We start from the raw sequence: 17484 nt of genomic DNA on the forward strand, positions 1-17484 counted from the left end.
GTCAAGACCTCTGGCGGGAAGGGCTGTTCGGACGGGGTGCGGCGGTCCGGGCGGGCCGGGCCCCGGGTCCCAAGAAAAACGCGACAGCTTGGCGGATTGTGTGTTCACCACCCCGGGGGACGTGGATAGGCTGCAGAGACGGCAGCACCCTGCGGTGATGCCGTGAACGCGGTCAGTGATCCGCGGCCTCCCGGGAGCGGGGAGGCCGGAGGGGACGGGGGGTCCGACGTGCCGACAGCGATCGCGGTCACCAGCGCCGACCTGGTGCTGCCGCCGACCGATCCCGGAACCCCGCACGCCGCCGTACTCCCGGCCCCCGGAACGCAGTCGCTCGACGCCTCCGTCGCCGACATGCAGCAGCTCCTCGCGCGGTACGGACACGTGGTCGTCGTCTGCCCCACCTCCGCCCCGCCCGCCGTCGAGAACCGGCTGCGCGCCGTCCGCGCCCTGCTCGAAAGCGACCGGATCGCCCTGGTCCGCACCGACCTGCCACCCCTCGGCGCGGCCGTACTCGTCCGCCAGATGAGGCAGTTGGCCGGCTACGACTTCAGCCCCGGCGTCCTCGCCTCCGCCGCCCGGCTCCTCGCCCACTACATCTACGCGGGCGCCGTCCTCGGCTCCGTCTCCAAGCTCGACCGCGTCCCCGTCAGCCTCGGCTCGCACCTCAAGGGCTGGCTGCCCGGCGCCCACTTCGCCGTACTCGCAGGACCGACGCCGCAGATCACCCGCGTCGGCGGCGCCGGAGAAACGCCCCTCGCGGGGCCGGAATTCACCACCGAACTCCTCCTCGCGCGCGGCCAGCTCCAGACCGACTGGCCCACCGCCACCCTCGTACCCCGCTGGCGGATCCAGGGTGCCGTCCAGGAGACCCCGCTGCCCGAGACCTCGCCAGGCTGGTGGGGCACCGGCAAACTCGTCGAGTTCGCCGCGTACCTCCCCGACCTGCCCGTCCTCTACCAGCTCGTCTCCTCCGTACGGCGCGAGACCTGCCACTGGTGCGCCATGGACCTCATCGGCGACCGCTGCGGCTTCTGCGGGGCGCCGCTGGACGCGACGGCGGGCGCACCACCGGACCGGACCACCCGCACGGCCTCGGGCGCGACCGGCCGCCCCCGAGGCCGGGCCGCCCAGCTCACGGGCCCGTCCGCCCACGCCGACGGCCCGGCCGCCCATCCCGCCGGTGTGCCCGCGCAGCTCGTCGGCCAGGACCCCCGTGAACTGGCCCCGGGCGGGCAACCCGACCCGCACGCCCTCGGAAGCGGCGCACCCGCCGGCCCCCGGGCCCTCGGATCCGGCGGGCACCCCGGCGCCCATGCCGCCCACGACCGGCCGTGAGCCCCATGCGCCCGCTTTCGTTCCCCGCGTCCCTCCCGTCCGCACAGACCACGTCTCCGATCGAGGTAGTCCGGCCATGAACTCCCGCCAGCGCCGCGGCGTCATCCTGCTGCTGCTGTCCGTCCTGTGCGCGCTCGGGGCCTTCGCCGGCGTGCTCACCGTCATCAGCGACGTGAACTCCAAGGTCGGCCCGGAGACCACCGCGTACCGGGTCAAGGACAAGGTGGCCCCCTACACAGCCCTGAAACCGGGCGACTTCGAGAAGATCTCGATGCCCGAGCGCTGGCTCTCGAAGACCGCCGTCACGGACCTCCGCCAGATCGAGGGCAAGATCGCCGTCACCGAACTCCGTCCCGGCTCCCTCCTCCAGACCGACATGATCGTCGAGCGTCCCGAGCTCCAGCCCGGCCAGCAGGAGATCGCGATCATGATCGACGCGGCCACCGGAGTCGCCGGAAAGATCACCGCCGGCGCCACGGTCAACATCTACGCCACCTTCGAGGGCGAGAAGAAGGACGATCCCTCCCAGTCGCGGATGATCGTGGCCGGCGCCCGCGTCCTCTCCGTCGGCAAGCTCACCCCGATCAGCGACAGCAACGACCGCTCGGGCCGCGCCGCCAACGCCGTCCCGATCAGCTTCGCGCTCTCCACCCTCGACACCCAGCGCGTCGCGTACGCCGAGTCCTTCGCCGAGCACGTACGCCTCGCCCTCGTCGCCCCCACCACCGGCGGCGCCCCGGCCGACCAGCGCGACCGCACCTACACGCTCGACAAGGACAAGTGAGGCCGGCATGACCACCAGGATCCTGCCGGCCGTCGGCGACCCCGACGCGGCCCGGGCCGTCACCACCCTCATCGGCCAGCTCCCCGACGCCGAACCCGCCCCGCCGGTCACCGACTCCACCCAGCTCGTCGACACCCTCGCCCGGCTCGCCGCCGCCTCCCTCGACGAACTCCCCGAGGTCGTCCTCGTGCACGAGCGGATCGGGCCCGTCCCCGCGCTCGAACTCGTCCGCGAGGTCGCCCTCCGCTTCCCCGCCGTCGGCGTCGTCCTCATCACCGCCGACGCCAGCCCCGTCCTCTTCTCCGCCGCCATGGACTCCGGCGCCCGCGGACTCGTCACCCTCCCCCTCGGCTACGAGGAACTCGCCAGCCGCGTCCAGGCCGCCGCCCAGTGGTCCGTCGGCGTCCGCCGCCACCTCGGCGGGGGCGCCGAGCAGGTCACGGGGCCCGGCGGCACCGTCGTCACCGTCAGCGGAGCCAAGGGCGGCGTCGGCACCACCGTCACCGCCGTCCACCTCGCCCTCGCGGCCCGCGCCTCCGGACGGACCGTCGCCCTCGTCGACATGGACCTCCAGAGCGGCGACATCGCCTCCTACCTCGACGTCCAGTTCCGGCGCTCCGTCGCCGACCTCGCCTCCATCGCCGACATCTCGCCCCGCGTCCTCCAGGACGCCGTGTACGTCCACGAGACCGGCCTCTCTCTCCTCCTCGCCCCGGCGGAGGGCGAGCGCGGCGAAGAGGTCACCGACCGGGCCGCCCGCCAGATCGTCAGCGCCCTGCGCGGCCGGCACGAGGTCGTCGTCGTCGACTGCGGCTCCCAGCTCAACAGCGCCAACGCCGCCGCCATCGAGATGGCCGACACGGCCCTGCTCGTCGTCACCCCCGACGTCGTCGCCGTCCGGGCCGCCAAACGGACCGTACGGATGTGGGAACGGCTCCAGGTCCGCAAGGCCGAGGAGACGGTCACCGTCGTCAACCGCCACCACCGCTCCACCGAGATCCAGCCACCCCTCGTCCAGAAGATCACCGCCACCCGGATCGCGGGCACCGCCGTCCCCGCCCACTTCAAGGAACTCCAGGCCGTCGTCGACGCGGGCCGGCTGCACGAACTCGACGCCAAGTCGACCGTCAAGCAGGCCCTGTGGGCCCTCGCGGGCGAACTGGGCCTGGTCGGCACGCCGGCGACCGAACCGGGCAAACAGCTCGCCCGGGTCGGCGACCGGGGCTCGCTCGGGCTGCGGCGCCGTACCGGAGGACGCTGAGGCATGCGTACCCACCGGGACGACGACAGGGGACGGGGTGACGGAGGACAGGTGGCGATCGAGTTCCTCGGCATGGTGCCGGTCATCCTGCTCACCCTCGTCCTGCTCTGGCAGGTCGTCCTGGTGGGGTACACGTACACGCTGGCGGGGAACGCGGCGGACGAGGCGGTACGCGCGTGCGCGGTCGGCGAGGACTACGACGAGGCCGGGAGACGTCACCTCGACGGCGCCTGGGCGGACGGGGCCCTGGTGACCTGTCCCCCTGGTGACCCCATGGTGACGGCGGTCGTGACCATCCGGGTCCCCGTCCTGGTGCCGGGCGTGGGCGGGCTTTTCGACGTGGAGGGCAAGGCGGGCGCGATATCGGAGGTCCCCACCCCATGAGCGAAGAACCGCGCGCCCTCAAGGCCCGTGACCGGGGCCAGGCCGCCATCGAGTACCTCGGATTCCTGCCGATCCTGCTGCTTGTCGGCCTCGCGGGGTTCCAGCTCGGCGTCGCCGCGTACGCCGCGCAGCAGGCGGGCACGGCGGCCCGCGCGGCGGCGAGGGCCGCGAGCATGGACGAGGACGAGGGCGCCCCCAGCGCAGAGGCCGCCGCCGAGGCCGCGGTGAGCGGCTGGATCAACCCCTCTGTCACGTCGTACGAGGAAGGCGACGCGGCCGTCGTCACCGTCAGGGTCGAGATCCCCTCAGTCGTCCCCTTCTGGAGCGGCTTCGGAACAGTCGAGGAAACCGCCACCATGCCGATGTCACCGGACCAGGAGGAGGGGCCATGAGCCTGCGTGCCCGGATCAACTCTCCCGAAGAGCACGGCGGCAACGCGGCCGGCCGGGAGGACGGCCACCTCGTCGCCGCCTTCCGCGCCAAGCTCCTGGAGGAGATCGACCTCACCGAGATGTCCGCCCTGGCGGCCGCCGAGCGGCGCGCCCGCCTGGAGCGCGTCCTCGGCCACATCATCAGCCGTGAGGGGCCGGTCCTCTCCACCGCCGAGCGCGCCCAGCTGATCCGCCGTGTCGTCGACGAGGCCCTCGGACTCGGCGTACTCGAACCGCTCCTCGAAGACGCCTCCATCACCGAGATCATGGTCAACGGCCCGGACCAGATCTTCATCGAGCGCAACGGCCGCGTCGAACTCCTCCCGCTCCGCTTCGCCTCGCACGACCAGCTGATGCAGACCATCGAGCGGATCGTCTCCACCGTCAACCGGCGCGTCGACGAGTCGAACCCGATGGTCGACGCCCGGCTCCCCTCCGGCGAACGCGTCAACGTCATCATCCCGCCGCTGTCCCTCACCGGTGCGACCCTCACCATCCGCCGCTTCCCCCGGGCGTACACGCTCCACGAGATGATCGGCTTCGGCTCCCTCGACGAGCAGATGCTGCTCCTGCTCTCCGGGCTCGTGCAGGCCAAGTTCAACCTGATCGTCTCCGGCGCCACCGGCACCGGGAAGACCACCCTGCTCAACGCCCTCTCCGGTCTCGTCCCCGACGGCGAGCGGATCATCACCATCGAGGACTCGGCGGAACTCCAGCTCCAGCAGTCCCACGTGATCCGCCTGGAGGCCCGCCCGCCCAACATCGAGGGCCGCGGAGCCATCTCCATCCGCGACCTCGTGCGCAACTCGCTCCGCATGCGCCCCGACCGGATCATCGTCGGAGAGGTCCGCGGCGGCGAGACCCTCGACATGCTCCAGGCCATGTCGACCGGTCACGACGGCTCCCTCGCCACCGTTCACGCCAACTCCGCCGAGGACGCCCTCATGCGGCTCCAGACCCTCGCCTCCATGTCGGAGGTGAAGGTGCCGTTCGAGGCGCTCCGCGACCAGATCAACAGCGCGGTCGACGTGCTCGTCCAGCTCACCCGGCACCCCGACGGCACCCGCCGCATCACCGAGATCTCCGTCCTCGCCTCCCACGGGCGGGAGCGGTTCCTGCTCGCGACGGTCTGCCGCTTCCAGGCGCAGCCGCTCGCCGCAGACGGACGGGTGTACGGGCAGTTCACGTACCACCCGCTGCCCCGACGGGTCGCCGAACGCCTCTACCTGGCCGGCCAGCCCATCCCGCAGGCCTTCGGCGTGGCCGCCACCGACGCCCACCTGACCACCCGCGAAGCCGACTAACCGACCCGCCGACCAGCCGACCCGCCGACTACCAGGAGCAAAGGCGCAATGACCGATCCCGTGTGGCTGACGCTCGGCGTGGCCGTGCTCTGCTGCGTCCTGGGCATCGCCGGAGTCCAGCTGTACGCGAGCGGGGCCCGCCGGCACGCGGCACTCGTCGCCCGGCTCGACGAGTCGGGCGAGCCCGAGACCGGGGGCCGCCGCAGGCGCCGCTTCCGGGGCGTCGACCGGCGCGTCCGCAGGACCGCCCTCGGTCGGAGACTGGAGCTCCGGATCGCGGCCACCGGCCTCGACGTGACCCCGGGCGAGTTCACGGTCGGCCTCGCGCTGACCGTGGCCGCCCTGTGGATCGTCGGTCAGGCGGCCCTGTCCCCGTTCTTCGGCCCGATCTGCGGACTGCTCGGCGTGTGGGTGGCGATGGGCTTCCTCAGCTGGCAGCGCCAGAAGCGCATCGAGAAGTTCATCAACCAGCTCCCCGAGCTGTCCCGCATCCTGGCCAACGCCACGCAGGCCGGACTCGCCCTGCGGATGGCCCTCAGCCTGGCCGCCGACGAGCTGGAGGCTCCGGCCGGGGACGAACTGGAGAAGGTGGCGCAGCAGTTGTCCGTCGGTACGTCGCTCGACGACGCCCTCGGCGAACTCGCCGAACGCCTGCCCTCCCGCGAACTCGTCGTCCTCGTCACCACCCTCGTCCTCGCCAACCGGGCCGGCGGCACCGTCGTCTCCTCCTTGCGTAACCTCACCGAGACCCTGGAGGAACGCAAGGAGACCCGGCGCGAGGTCCGCACCCAGCTCTCCCAGGTGAGCATGACCGCGTACTCCGTGCCGGTCATCGGCGTCGGCTCGCTCCTGCTCATCGACAACATGCAGCCCGGCGCCCTCGACCGGATGACCGGTTCCGCCATCGGGCAGTTCGCCGTCGTCGCCGCGTTCGCCCTGTACGTGGTCGGCTTCGTCGCCATCCGCCGCTTCTCGAAGATCGACGTATAGGGACGGGCGCGCCATGGACCTCCTCCTCGCCCTCCTGGCCGGCCTCGCCGTCGCCGGCATCGCCTACGGCCTGCGGCTCTACCGCGCCGACGCCCGGCTCCCCGACGACCTCAAGCTCGCCCTGGAGGTCGGCGCGACGCGTACGGGAGCCGTCGACTCGGCGGTCGACCGCCTGGGCATGCGCTGGTCGCCGGCGGTGCTCCGTCTGATGGGCCCCAAACGCGTCAACGCCGTCCGCCGGCGCATCGACCTCGCCGGGAACCCCGGCGGCCTCACCATCGACCGTTACGGGGCGAGGCGGGCGGTCTACGGCTTCCTGGGCGTCCTGGGCGGCCTGCTGATGCTGTCGCGAGGGTCGTTCCTGGTGGCGCTGTTGCTGTTCGCGTTCGGCGCGTTCTGGACGGAGGTCGGCATCTGGTCGGCGGTCCGCATCCGCAAGGACCAGATCGAACGCACGCTGCCGGACTTCCTGGACGTGCTGGCCGTCGTCGTCTCGGCGGGCCTCGGCTTCCGTCAGGCGCTCGAACGCGTGGCGGAGAAGTACGAGGGCCCGTGGTCGGACGAACTCCGCATCACGCTGCGCCAGATGGACATGGGCGTCAGCCGCCGCCAGGCCTTCGACGAACTGCGCCGACGCAACGACTCCGAGCAGGTGGCCCAGTTCGTGACGGCCCTCCAGCAGGGCGAGGAACTCGGCGCGCCGATCGTCGACACGCTCATCCAGATCGCCAACGACATGCGGCGCACGGACGCGCAGAACGCTCGGCGCAAGGCCGCGAAGGCGGTTCCGAAGGCGACCATGGTGATCACGACGCTGATGGTCCCGGCGACGATGATCCTGCTGGGCGCGGGCCTGTTCCTGGGTACGGGCACCGACTTCGGCTCGGTGACGGGCGACCGGTGACATATTCACGGGAAAGCCCTTCGCGCGCGCAACAGGATGTGCCAGAGTGCGGACTGAGTGTGAGGGAGGTGGAGTCGTGGACCCGACGTCGAACCACCACCCCCGCCTCCTGGCCGGGCACCAGGCCGACCCGATGAGCCGGGCGCACGGTGTCCGAGCGCAAGCGTCTGAACGCGGAGGGGACCACGATGAACGACGCGATGCTGAAGGCCTTGACCAAGGCCAGGCTCGAACTGACCACATGGACCCGGTCGAGGGACCGCGGCCAGACGGCGGTGGAGTACCTGGGGATCATTGTGGTGGTGGTGGCGATCGTGGTGGCGATCACCGGAACGGACATCGGGAATTCGATCAAGAACGCGATTACCCAGAAGATTGCCGATCTGACGGGGAAGTAGGGTCGCGGAACTGGGGCGACGAAAGCGGGCAGGCCTTCCCTGTCTATATCGCGGTCGTGGCAGGGCTGTTGTTTCTGGCCTTCGCCTACTTCATGGTGGGACAGGCAGCTGTCACTCGGAACGGTGCTCAGACCGCTGCAGATGCGGCGGCCCTCGCGGCGGCGCAGGATGCCCGTGAGCAGTTGCGGGAGGGCTGGCTCAAAGTGATCCTCGATCCGAAACAATGGGACGGGTTCCTTGCGGGCGAGGCGTATATCCACGCCGCTGCCTGTGGCAGCGCGGCTGACTTCGCTTCCCGCAACGGGGCTGTGGTGGTCAGTCCTGGTTGCCAGCCGCTGTCCTCTGAGGGCAGCGGCTTCAGAGTTACCGTGCTCACGACGGGTGGAGAGCCGAATGCCGCCGAGGCGTCCGCCGAGGCGGTGATCGAGCCGCGTTGCACGTATGACGAGCCTGATCAGCCGCCCACTTCCGAGCCGCCGCCTTCTCCTCCTCCGTCGGATGAGCCTGAAGAGGAGGAGCCCGGTCCGATCCTCGGGCTCGAGTGCAAGGGTGAGGAGTGGGAGATCGACCCGGAGGATCCCAGGCTTCCCAGCGTCACCGACCTGTTCACTGTCCGACTGTCCGAATGACCCGCGACGAGCAAAGGAAGAGCGGTACATGAGCGTGCGGTACGCATGGAATCGCCGGGGGGCGGTGGCCGTCGTCGCCGTTGCGTCGGTGGCACTCTTCGTGGCCGGCTGTGGCGCCGAGGAGAAGCCCGCGTCAGATAAGCCCGCCCCGACAACGACTGCTCCTCCTAAGAGCCAGGCGTCCACGGAGGGCGCGCAGACGGCTGATGAACCCGTCGAGACGTTGGCTCTTCTCAAGGGGAAGGACGGGGTTGAGCTCGTGATCACCGCAGCAGACAGGGACGCGGGCGGATTCCTGACCATCAAGGGTGCCTTGAAGAACACTTCCTCGCGATCCCTTGCACTTCCCGGCCAAATTAGGGGCGATGAAACAGAGGTCATGGAGCACGGAAACTCATTGGGAGGGGCCACGCTCATCGACTCAGTGGGTAAGAAGCGCTACTACGTGCTGCGTGATACAGACGGGCGCCCACTGACCACTACCGGGATCGACATCCTCCCCGCAGGGGGGACCGCCGCCGTGTTCATGCAATTCCCCGCACCCCCCGCCTCCACCACCGAGGTCTCCTTCCAGCTCCCCACCTTCGAACCCGCCACCCTCAAGCTCTCCTGAGGCGACGCCATGACGACGACATACCGCCGGCTCGCCGCCCTCGCCATCGCCTCCGTCGCGCTGGGGCCGCTCACCGTGCCCTCCGCGCACGCCGACGATCCGCCCGGCTCCGCCGGCATCGCGGCCCCCGCACCCGCCATCGACGCGAACGCGCCCGGGCTCATGCTTCCCGACGGTGCCACCCTCGCGCCCGCCAAGGTTCTCGACATCAAGCAGATCGTCGAGGAGGAGGGCGGGCAGCAGCGCCGGCAGGACACCAACGTGGACGTGACCTTCGCGCTCCAGGCCGAGGTGCTCTTCCCGAAGAACAGTGCCAAGCTCGGGCCCGCCGCCAACGCCCGTCTCACCGCCGTCGCCGCCGAGATCAACAAGCTGGGGTCCGGTCGTGTCCGGGTCTTCGGGTTCACCGACAACCTCGGGACGTACGAGCACGGGCTCAAGCTGTCGAAGGAGCGCGCCGTCGCCGTGCAGCAGGTGCTCGCGCGGAGCCTCAACCCGTCGACGACGTTCGACATCCGCGGGTACAGCGAGGACTACCCGATCGCCGACAACGGCACCGAGGAAGGCCGGAAGAAGAACCGCCGCGTCGAGATCTCCTTCCCCCGTACCTCTCCCGTCACCTAGACAGCGACGTCAGCGCCGCCTGGATCGTGGCCGTCATGCGGTCCGGGCGGTGGAAGACCTCGTCCGCCGTGAACCGCAGCACCCGCCGCACCTCCGGGCAGGACTGAAGCGCGTTGAAACGGGCGACGTCCCGTTCGTGGGCGTCACGGGTGCCGTGGAAGGCGTAGCCCTCGACCTCCACCGCCAGGCCCTCCGCGCGGAAGAGGAAGTCGGGGCGGAGGAGCAGTCGCCCGTCCGAGGTCCGTAGCGTCGGCTGGGACTCCGGGAGCAGCCAGGCGTCCCGTATCCGCAGCCGTGCGACCGTCTCCGCCGGGGAGCCCGACGCCGGCTCGGCCAGCGGCAGCCAGGTCCGGGCGCGGGCCGCTCCCCGCCGTTCGGCGGCGAGTTCGGCGGTGAGTTCCTCGTATCGGACGAGCGGTTCGCGCCGTACTCCTGCGACGGCCCGCCGTGCGAGCGCCGAGTCCGCGACCACGACGGCCTCCTCGCGGCTCCCGGCGTCCCGTATGAGGTCGCCGACCGTGCGCACCGGGGTCGTCGTCCGCAGTCCCCGGCGGATCGTGCGGTCATGGTCCGTCAGATACCTCGTCACTCGCACCCGTATCCGGTCTCCTCGTGACGAGCCTGTCGGTGGGAGCGCGGTGAATTCCAGGATGCCGGCCGCCCGATCGTCCGCTCCGAGTCGTTCGATGCGGTGCAGTTCCGCCGCCGTCCCGTGGCTGCACACCAGTTCCGGACGGAGCCACTGGAGCGCCGTCGCCCTCACCCGCCAGTCCACTTCTTTCCCCGGGGCCGCCCACGCGCCCCGGCAGATCCACTGCCAGCCGTCCCGGCGCAGGCGCGCCGCAAGCCGGCCCGGCGGGCAGCCCGCCGCGACCGCCCAGACCGTCAGGAGGACCCCGCCCCCGGCGAGGATCGCCAACTCGTACATACGCCCAACGATCCACGGAAGAGGGACACTTCGCACCCCCTGTGGAAAACCTGCCGAAAGCTGTCGTCAGGAATGCGCAAAGGGAGGGACAGGTCGGCCGGGGTGGGAGCATTCTGGACAGATGACGACGACGACAACGTCGAGCGAGATGCCGAGCGAGATGCCGGGCGGGACGCCGGGTGAGACGCCGGGCGGGATTCCGAGCGAGACGCCGGGTGAGACGCCGAGTGTGCGGTTGGTCAGTGATCTCGTCGCCCGCATCCCCGAGTTCCGGGACGTGTACGAGGACCATGTCTTCCGCCAGGGCGTCGTGCTGCCGCACGTGTTCTTCTGGGACGTCGTCCAGGACACCGTCCGCTCCTTCCTCGGCGAGGCCCCGGCCACCGCCGCCGACTGGCGCCGCACCCTCGCGTTCCTGGAGGAGCAGAGCTGTCGCGGGGTCCTCGGCATCGACGAGGTCATCGTCACCTCCTTCCTCGGCGACCTGCCCTCCCCCCACGAGCCCGGGCACGCCATCGTCCAGCAGCTCGGCCCCGTCATGGCCGCGAAGTTCGTCCGTATAAGGCCCCTCGGCTGACCGTCCGGACCGCCCCGGGATAATCGGGCGCATGTCCCTGACCAGGCCCGACCGCACCACCCTCCTCGCCCTCGGCGGGTACGCCGTGACCCGCCTCGTCGGCCTCGCGGTCCTCGCGATCGCCGCCGCCGTGACCGGCGAGGACGGGCTCCACCGGCTCAAGGGACGCTGGGACTCCGTCTGGTACGTGCGGATCGCCGAGCACGGTTACGGGTACGAGGTCACGCTGCCGAACGGCGACGTCCACTCCGACCTGGCCTTCTTCCCGCTCTTCCCGGCCCTTGAGCGCGGTCTCTCCGCCGTCCTGCCCGTCGACGCGGCCACCGCCGGACTGCTCGTCTCCTGGACCGCCGGGCTCGTCGCCGCCTGGGGCATCCACCGGTGCGGCGCGCAGGCGTTCGGGCCCCGGGCCGGTGTCGTGCTCGCCGTTCTCTGGGGCGTCTACCCGACCGCGTTCGTGCAGTCGATGGCGTACACGGAGACGCTGTTCACCGCCCTCGCCGCCTGGTCGCTGTACGCCGTCCTGCGCGGGCGCTGGATCCTGGCCGGTGTCCTGTGCGCCGCCGCCGGGCTCACCCGGCCGACGGCCGCCGCGCTGATCGCGGCCCTCGGGATCACGGCCCTCGTCACGCTCGTCCGGGACCGGCGGCTGCCCCTGGCGACGGTGGCCGGGGTCCTGATCGCCCCGCTCGGCTGGCTCGGCCACGTCGTGTACGTCGGCGTACGCGAGGGCGCTCCCACCGCCTACTTCGACGTCCAGGCGGCCTGGGGCAACTCCATCGACGGCGGTGTCGCCCTCGGCAGGTTCATCCTGGGCCTGCCGTGGCCCGCCGCCCTCGGGCTGTGCGCGGCGCTCGCGCTGCTCGGCTGGCTGCTCGCGCTGTGCGTACGGCAGCGGCAGCCGCTGCCGGTGCTCGTCTACACGATCGGTGTCGTCCTCGTCTCGCTCGTCGGCGCCGCCTACTTCGGGTCCCGGCCGCGCCTGATGATGCCGGCGTTCGGGCTGCTGCTCCCGCCCGCCGTGGCCCTCGCGCGGCTGCGGAACCGTGCCCTGGCGCCGGTCCTCGCGGGACTCGCCCTGGCCTCCGCCGCCTACGGGGCCTTCACTCTGCTCGGGTCGGGCCCGCCGTGACGTCCGTGGCGTCCGCGACATCCACGCGCACGCGTACTCCCGGCCGCAGCCCCCAGCCGGCCATCGCCCCCGCCTCGGCCTCGAGGACGTGCCGGCCGCGCGGCCTGACCATGCCGAGGCGTCCCGGCCGCATCGTCACCACGGACAGGACCCTGAGCCCGCGGTCCAGATACGCCACGTCGATCGCGAACCGCATGCCGAAGGTGTGCACGCTGTTCGTCCGGACGATCAGCAACGCCCCCGTCACCCCGTCCCGGCCGAGCAGCCCCCGCCGCCGCGCCCGGTACGAGGCCGCCACTTCCAGCGGAACCTCCCGTGCGGCCAGCCCCAGCGTTCCCGTCCCGTCCGCCCATTTCCCCATGCGGCAGACCGTAGCGGGCACCCGCCTCTAGGGGGTGTCTTGCCGATCATGCCGGGCTCGCGGCGTCTGGCACCGCGCCTCGCCGCGTTGTCGTCGGTTGCCATGGCTCCGCCATGGCGCCCTCCTCCGCCTTGCGATCCACGGCACCAGACGCCGCTCCCTGATCCGGCCTGATCGGCAAGACACCCCCTAGGGTCTCATCCGTGTACGTCACGATGATCGCCCTCGCCACCCTCTGGGGAGCCGCCGTCGGGCTGCTCGTGCCGCGTGCCGCGTACCGGCTCTCCGTGGCGTCCGAGGAGCGGTGGCGCGACCGCTGTCCCGCCGGGCACCTGCTCGTCGGGCCCGCGCGCGGCTGGCTCGGCGGTCCCGGCCGGCGGGACTGCGCGACGACCTCCGCCCCGCTCACCGCGCCGCTGCTCACCGCCCTCGTGTGTGCCGCGCTCGCCGCCGCCACCGGCGGACCCCGGCCGGAACTGGCGGTCTGGCTGCTCTGCGCGCCCTTCGCCGTGCTCCTCGCCGGTGTCGACGCGCGCGTGCACCGGCTTCCGGACGGTCTCACCCTGCCGCTCGCCGCCGCCGTCCCGCTGCTCCTGGGGGGCGCCGAGCTCCTCCCGTACGACGCGGGCTCCTGGCTCCACGCGCTGCTCGGCGCGCTCGTCCTGGGCGGCGCCTATCTGGGGCTCTTCCTGATCAACCCGGGCGGTCTGGGCTTCGGCGACGTGAAGCTGGCGGTGCCGCTCGGCGCGGCCCTCGGCTGGTACGGCTGGGGCGTCCTGTTCACCGGGGCCTTCGCTGGATTCCTGCTCGGCGCGGTGTACGGGTTCGGTCTCGTCCTGCTGCGGCGGGCCGGCCGGTCCTCGGCGATCCCCTTCGGGCCGTTCATGCTCGCGGGCGGTCTGATCGGACTTCTCCTCGGCGCGTTCACGGCGCTTCCCTGAGGCGTCCCGGGGGCCCGCGCGTCAACGTCGGGCCCTGCCCGGCCGGTCCCTCTTGGGAGGGACGGAACTCCGCCGCCACGCCGGGGCGCAAACCCGCCACACGGCCCCGCATCCCTTGTCCCGACTGGGCTCCGGCGAATTCGCCATGCTTCGTACGGCGTACGTGGCGCGCAACACGAGTATCGAAGGGTTATGGTGGAAACCCCCCCTCGGGCCGGTCCGTATCCCCCCCACGGACCGGCCCGTTTTTTCTTTCCGGGGCCCCGGCGGGGCCCTCAGGGGTTCAGCCCCGGCCGGCCCAGATGTTCGTGCCCTGGGTGTCCACGGCGAACGAGTCGATCTCCACCAGCTCCTCCGCGGTCAGCGGCGCACCCGCCAGCGCGCCCACGTTCTCCTCCAGCTGGGCGACGCTGGACGCGCCGATCAGCGCCGAGGTCATCCGCTCGTCCCGCAGGACCCACGACAGCGCCAGCTGCGCCAGGGTCTGCCCGCGCCGCGCCGCGATGTCCGCGAGACCACGCAGCCGCCGCAGCACCTCGTCGGAGAGCAGGTTCGGGTCGAGGGACTTGCCCTGGGTGGCCCGCGAGCCCTCAGGGATGCCCTTCAGGTACTTGCCGGTGAGCAGCCCCTGCGCCAGCGGCACGAAGGAGATGCAGCCCATCCCGGCGTCCTCGAGGGTGTCGAGGAGGCCGTCGTCCTCGGTCCAGCGGTTGATCATCGAGTACGAGGGCTGGTGGATGAGCGCCGGGACGCCCATGTCCTTCAGGATCCGCGCGGCCTCGGCGGTCTGCTCGCTGTTGTACGAGGAGACGCCGACGTACAGCGCCTTGCCCTGCTGGACCGCGGAGGCCAGGGCCCCCATGGTCTCCTCGAGAGGGGTGTGCGGGTCGAAGCGGTGCGAGTAGAAGATGTCGACGTAGTCGAGGCCCATCCGCTTCAGGGAGGCGTCGAGCGAGGACATCAGGTACTTGCGGGAGCCCCACTCGCCGTACGGCCCGGGGTGCATCTCGTAGCCGGCCTTCGTGGAGACGATCAGCTCGTCCCGGTAGGACGCGAAGTCCTGGGCGAAGAGCTTGCCGAAGTTCAGCTCGGCGGAGCCGGGGGGCGGCCCGTAGTTGTTGGCCAGGTCGAAGTGGGTCACACCGAGGTCGAAGGCACGGCGCAGGATCGCGCGCTGGTTGTCGAGCGCCCGGTCGTCGCCGAAGTTGTGCCAGAGGCCGAGCGAGATCGCCGGGAGCCTGAGGCCGCTGCGGCCCGACCGGCGGTATTCCATGGCGTCGTAGCGGTCCGCGGAGGCGCGGTACACGGGGGAATCAGTCACGTATCTCTGCTTATCACGTACTTGTGACAGTCCCGGGCTGGGAGCCCGTCGCCCGTGCGCAGTAGTGTGGCGGCTTGCGGACCGCCGCTGCATGGCGGACCGCCGGTGCATGGAGGGGTAAGAACTGTGAACCTGCGCGACCTGGTGTACGGGCTCTACGCACGCCGGGTGGAAGGCCGCCTCGACCACGCCCAGGTGCCCAAGCACATCGGGGTCATCCTCGACGGCAACCGCCGTTGGGCCAAGGCGTCCGGGGGGACCCCCGAGCAGGGCCACAAGGCCGGTGCGGACAAGATCCAGGAGCTGCTCGGCTGGTGTGCCGAGACGGACGTCGAGGTCGTCACGCTCTGGATGCTGTCCACGGACAACCTGAACCGGCCCGAGGAGCAGCTCGTGCCGCTGCTCGGCATCATCGAGAACGCGGTGCGCTCGCTCGCCGCCGACGGCCGCTGGCGGGTGAACCACGTCGGCACGATGGACCTGCTGCCGTCCCGGACCCAGTCGGTGCTCAAGGAGGCCGAGCAGGCCACCCGCGCCAACACGGGGATACTCGTGAACGTGGCGGTGGGGTACGGCGGGCGGCAGGAGATCGCGGACGCGGTGCGTTCGCTGCTGCTGGAGCACGCGGAGCGGGGGACGAGCTTCGAGGAGCTCGCCGAGATCGTGGACGTCGAGCACATCTCGGAGCACCTGTACACGCGCGGGCAGCCCGACCCCGACCTGGTGATCCGTACCAGCGGCGAGCAGCGCCTGTCCGGTTTCATGCTGTGGCAGAGCGCCCACTCCGAGTACTACTTCTGCGAGGTCCACTGGCCGGCCTTCCGCAAGGTCGACTTCCTGCGGGCACTGCGCGACTACGCCGCCCGGCACCGGCGTTACGGCACCTGAGGCCGGGCGCCTCACGGGCGCCACGGACCCGGTCGGAACCGATCACCTCGTGTTCATGAACACGTCGTCATATGCCGTGGCATGACAGCCCCTGTTCAGGGGCATACCCCTGGTGAAGTGAGCGGCACGGAGACCGCCACCCGGGAGGCCCCTTGCACCAGGACGACCGTGCGGGACACGTACGGGAGAAGCGGAGGGCCGTGGTTCGGCCCGTGCAGCGCGGCCTGAGCCCGGTCCCATTCCGCCGCGACACCGGTTCCGTCGCACCCCGACCTCACAGGGGTCTTCCGAGGGGGTCTGTCCTTCCGTGGTGACCAGCACGAAGCGCCGCATTTCAGACCGGCGCACCTATGTTCTCGACACCAGCGTCCTGCTGGCCGACCCCAACGCCTTCTCCCGGTTCGAGGAGCACGAGGTAGTGCTCCCGATCGTCGTGGTGACGGAGCTGGAGGCCAAGCGGCACCACCCCGAACTCGGCTACTTCGCCCGGCAGGCCCTGCGCCTCCTGGACGACTTCCGGGTCCGGTACGGGCGTCTGGACGCCCCGCTCCCCATCGGGGACCTGGGCGGCAGCCTGCGTGTCGAACTCAACCATTCCGACCCCGGCGTACTGCCCGCCGGCTACAGGTTGGGGGACAACGACTCACGGATCCTCGCGGTCGCGCGGAACCTCCAGGCGGAGGGGTACGACGTCACGGTCGTCTCCAAGGACCTGCCGCTGCGCATCAAGGCCTCCTCGGTCGGGCTCCTCGCCGAGGAGTACCGCGCCGAGCTGGCCATCACGGACGCCAACGGCTGGACCGGGATGTCCGAGCTCGCCCTCTCCGGCGAGCAGGTGGACCTGCTCTACGACCAGGAGTCGCTGTACGTGCCGGAGGCCGCCGAGCTTCCGGTCCACACGGGCCTGGTGCTCCAGTCCGAGCGGGGCAAGGCGCTCGGCAGGATCACCGCCGAGGGCAACGTACGGCTCGTCCGCGGCGACCGGGAGGCCTTCGGGCTCCGCGGCCGCAGCGCCGAGCAGCGGATCGCGCTGGACCTGCTCCTCGACCCGGACGTCGGCATCATCTCCATGGGCGGCCGGGCCGGCACGGGCAAGTCCGCGCTCGCGCTCTGCGCGGGCCTGGAGGCGGTCCTGGAGCGCCGTCAGCACCAGAAGGTGATGGTCTTCCGTCCGCTGTACGCGGTCGGCGGCCAGGAGCTCGGGTACCTGCCGGGCAGCGAGTCCGAGAAGATGAGCCCGTGGGCCCAGGCGGTCTTCGACACGCTGTCCTCGGTCGCGAGCCGTGAGGTCATCGAGGAGGTGCTCGGCCGCGGGATGCTGGAGGTCCTGCCGCTCACGCACATCCGCGGGCGTTCGCTGCACGACGCGTTCGTCATCGTGGACGAGGCCCAGTCCCTGGAGCGGAACGTCCTGTTGACCGTTCTGTCCCGTATCGGGGCGAATTCGCGGGTCGTGCTGACCCATGACGTCGCCCAGCGGGACAACCTCCGGGTCGGCCGGTACGACGGAGTCGTCGCCGTGGTCGAGAAACTGAAGGGGCATCCGCTCTTCGCGCACGTGACCCTCACCCGCTCGGAGCGCTCCCCGATCGCCGCGCTGGTGACGGAGATGCTGGAGGACGTTCAGATCTGACCCGATTCGTACCCTTCCGTCCCCGTACGGAAGTTGGCGCCGCCCG

The 17484-nt window shown here is 71.2% G+C and carries 20 protein-coding genes; 17 read left to right on the plus strand and 3 right to left on the minus strand.

The window, feature by feature from the left end:
• The first annotated feature begins 228 nt into the window (after positions 1–228).
• The 12 genes from ACIA8N_RS07195 to ACIA8N_RS07250 all read left to right on the plus strand — a co-directional run bounded on the left by ACIA8N_RS07195 (position 229) and on the right by ACIA8N_RS07250 (position 9657).
• Positions 229–1335 (plus strand): hypothetical protein, encoded by a 1107-nt coding sequence (locus tag ACIA8N_RS07195; RefSeq protein ID WP_399415870.1) that lies wholly within the window; start codon positions 229–231, stop codon positions 1333–1335.
• A gap of 76 nt (positions 1336–1411) precedes the next feature.
• Positions 1412–2119 carry a Flp pilus assembly protein CpaB gene (cpaB, locus tag ACIA8N_RS07200; RefSeq protein WP_365781568.1) on the plus strand — a complete coding sequence of 236 codons (708 nt, stop codon included), beginning with the start codon at positions 1412–1414 and terminating at the stop codon, positions 2117–2119.
• 7 nt (positions 2120–2126) lie between these two features.
• Positions 2127–3380, plus strand: coding sequence for an AAA family ATPase (locus tag ACIA8N_RS07205; RefSeq protein ID WP_365781570.1), 1254 nt, complete (start codon positions 2127–2129; stop codon positions 3378–3380).
• 3 nt (positions 3381–3383) lie between these two features.
• A complete protein-coding gene (locus ACIA8N_RS07210) occupies positions 3384–3764 on the plus strand; it encodes a TadE/TadG family type IV pilus assembly protein (protein WP_365781572.1) in 381 nt (126 codons plus the stop codon).
• Entirely contained in the window at positions 3761–4156 is a 396-nt protein-coding gene (locus ACIA8N_RS07215) for a TadE/TadG family type IV pilus assembly protein (RefSeq protein ID WP_365781574.1), read from the plus strand. Before ACIA8N_RS07210 ends, ACIA8N_RS07215 begins: the two co-directional genes overlap by 4 nt.
• Complete coding sequence (locus tag ACIA8N_RS07220; RefSeq protein WP_365781577.1) at positions 4153–5499, plus strand: CpaF family protein; 1347 nt, start codon at positions 4153–4155, stop codon at positions 5497–5499. Before ACIA8N_RS07215 ends, ACIA8N_RS07220 begins: the two co-directional genes overlap by 4 nt.
• Positions 5500–5547: 48 nt before the next feature.
• A complete protein-coding gene (locus ACIA8N_RS07225) occupies positions 5548–6489 on the plus strand; it encodes a type II secretion system F family protein (RefSeq protein WP_365781579.1) in 942 nt (313 codons plus the stop codon).
• A gap of 13 nt (positions 6490–6502) precedes the next feature.
• The gene (locus ACIA8N_RS07230) at positions 6503–7393 is read left to right on the plus strand and encodes a DUF5936 domain-containing protein (protein WP_030548753.1); all 891 of its coding nucleotides are present in this window, start codon (positions 6503–6505) and stop codon (positions 7391–7393) included.
• A 188-nt stretch (positions 7394–7581) separates the two neighbouring features.
• Positions 7582–7791, plus strand: coding sequence for a Flp family type IVb pilin (locus tag ACIA8N_RS07235; protein WP_399416080.1), 210 nt, complete (start codon positions 7582–7584; stop codon positions 7789–7791).
• A gap of 56 nt (positions 7792–7847) precedes the next feature.
• Entirely contained in the window at positions 7848–8420 is a 573-nt protein-coding gene (locus tag ACIA8N_RS07240) for a pilus assembly protein TadG-related protein (RefSeq protein WP_399415875.1), read from the plus strand.
• A gap of 28 nt (positions 8421–8448) precedes the next feature.
• A complete protein-coding gene (locus tag ACIA8N_RS07245) occupies positions 8449–9033 on the plus strand; it encodes a hypothetical protein (protein ID WP_365781581.1) in 585 nt (194 codons plus the stop codon).
• 9 nt (positions 9034–9042) lie between these two features.
• Positions 9043–9657 (plus strand): OmpA family protein, encoded by a 615-nt coding sequence (locus ACIA8N_RS07250; RefSeq protein WP_365781583.1) that lies wholly within the window; start codon positions 9043–9045, stop codon positions 9655–9657.
• Here ACIA8N_RS07250 and ACIA8N_RS07255 read toward each other — a convergent pair.
• Positions 9650–10585: a hypothetical protein gene (locus ACIA8N_RS07255; protein ID WP_365781585.1), complete on the minus strand. Its 936-nt coding sequence runs from the start codon at positions 10583–10585 to the stop codon at positions 9650–9652. The two genes, ACIA8N_RS07250 and ACIA8N_RS07255, sit on opposite strands and share 8 nt — an antisense overlap.
• Before the next feature lie 121 nt (positions 10586–10706).
• Here ACIA8N_RS07255 and ACIA8N_RS07260 point away from each other — a divergent pair, with 121 nt between their 5' ends.
• Both ACIA8N_RS07260 and ACIA8N_RS07265 read left to right on the plus strand, forming a co-directional pair.
• On the plus strand, positions 10707–11162 hold the full coding sequence (locus ACIA8N_RS07260) for a hypothetical protein (RefSeq protein WP_365781587.1): 456 nt from the start codon (positions 10707–10709) through the stop codon (positions 11160–11162).
• Between the two features lie 31 nt (positions 11163–11193).
• A complete protein-coding gene (locus tag ACIA8N_RS07265; protein ID WP_365781589.1) occupies positions 11194–12294 on the plus strand; it encodes a glycosyltransferase family 39 protein in 1101 nt (366 codons plus the stop codon).
• Here ACIA8N_RS07265 and ACIA8N_RS07270 read toward each other — a convergent pair.
• Complete coding sequence (locus ACIA8N_RS07270) at positions 12266–12655, minus strand: DUF192 domain-containing protein (protein WP_365781591.1); 390 nt, start codon at positions 12653–12655, stop codon at positions 12266–12268. The genes ACIA8N_RS07265 and ACIA8N_RS07270 overlap by 29 nt on opposite strands.
• Before the next feature lie 203 nt (positions 12656–12858).
• Here ACIA8N_RS07270 and ACIA8N_RS07275 point away from each other — a divergent pair, with 203 nt between their 5' ends.
• Positions 12859–13596 carry an A24 family peptidase gene (locus ACIA8N_RS07275; RefSeq protein ID WP_365781593.1) on the plus strand — a complete coding sequence of 246 codons (738 nt, stop codon included), beginning with the start codon at positions 12859–12861 and terminating at the stop codon, positions 13594–13596.
• 283 nt (positions 13597–13879) lie between these two features.
• Here ACIA8N_RS07275 and mgrA read toward each other — a convergent pair whose 3' ends face one another.
• Positions 13880–14917 (minus strand): L-glyceraldehyde 3-phosphate reductase, encoded by a 1038-nt coding sequence (gene mgrA, locus ACIA8N_RS07280; RefSeq protein ID WP_365781595.1) that lies wholly within the window; start codon positions 14915–14917, stop codon positions 13880–13882.
• 126 nt (positions 14918–15043) lie between these two features.
• Here mgrA and ACIA8N_RS07285 point away from each other — a divergent pair, with 126 nt between their 5' ends.
• Together ACIA8N_RS07285 and ACIA8N_RS07290 are read left to right on the plus strand one after the other, a co-directional pair.
• Positions 15044–15805: an isoprenyl transferase gene (locus ACIA8N_RS07285; protein ID WP_365781597.1), complete on the plus strand. Its 762-nt coding sequence runs from the start codon at positions 15044–15046 to the stop codon at positions 15803–15805.
• Positions 15806–16112: 307 nt separating this feature from the next.
• Positions 16113–17438 carry a PhoH family protein gene (locus tag ACIA8N_RS07290; RefSeq protein WP_365781599.1) on the plus strand — a complete coding sequence of 442 codons (1326 nt, stop codon included), beginning with the start codon at positions 16113–16115 and terminating at the stop codon, positions 17436–17438.
• Positions 17439–17484: the final 46 nt, after the last annotated feature.

It is taken from the genome of Streptomyces sp. NPDC051822, assembly GCF_044452745.1.
GTDB lineage: Bacteria > Actinomycetota > Actinomycetes > Streptomycetales > Streptomycetaceae > Streptomyces.